This window comes from Marinimicrobium locisalis, from assembly GCF_039822625.1.
Classification (GTDB): Bacteria; Pseudomonadota; Gammaproteobacteria; order Pseudomonadales; family Cellvibrionaceae; genus Marinimicrobium; species Marinimicrobium locisalis.
Window position 1 is genome coordinate 1 of the sequence record NZ_JBDLLG010000079.1, and the last position, 819, is coordinate 819.

The 819-nt window shown below is 56.4% G+C and carries 1 protein-coding gene; it reads left to right on the forward strand.

The features are described 5' to 3' along the window. Nucleotides 1-819: hypothetical protein (locus AAE514_RS18475; RefSeq protein ID WP_347333037.1), on the forward strand; the 819-nt coding region annotated here is incomplete at both ends.

Genomic DNA, 819 nt, shown 5'->3' on the forward strand with positions numbered 1-819 from the left:
GGCAGCATCCAGAACGTTGTGGGTGAGGATCCACGCTTTACCTTCTCCGGCTTCACAGACCTGGCCGGCGGGGAAGGCAATGATGATTTCTCCTTAACGCCTTCAGGCACTTTGTCCGGTTCAGTTGACGGCGGAGCCGGTGTGAATAGCCTGGCGGTCGAAGCGGCCAGCGAAGAGAGTTTGAACTGGCGGCTGGCGCACGGTGACGGCGTTAATGCCGTAGAGGTAGATGGCGGCGCCGCCAGGCTGGGCGAATTCAGTAATATGGATACCCTCACCGGCTCGGGATCCGACACCTTCTACGGCAGAAATCAATCCACGGATTGGACGTTGAGTTCCGAAATCTTAACGGATGGCACCCAAGGGCCATCGAGCTGGAAACTGGTGGAAAGCGGTGATGGCGCGGTATATGACCTGGCCCTGACCGGTATGGATACCCTGAGAGGTGGGAGCGCAAAAGATGACTTTACCATCACCTCGGGCGAAGCGTTCACTGGAACACTGATCGGCGGTGAAGGTGCCGCTGTCACTGACACGCTGACCGTTGAGGCCAATACGGACTCCCATTCCGTTTGGAAGTTGACTCATGACGGGGAATCTGTGGCTGCGGTTGTAGATGGTAACTCTACTGACCCGGTTACCCGCCTTTCGGCCTTTGAAGGGATGGAGGAACTCGTTGGGAGCGGTAGCGATACTCTGCATGGGAAAAACGAAAAAACCTATTGGAACCAAACCGCTGGTGCGCAGTGGGATCTTTCAAAGAATGAAGGCTCCGAACCCTATATTGCAATCACGGGGATGACCGAACTGGTCGGCGGC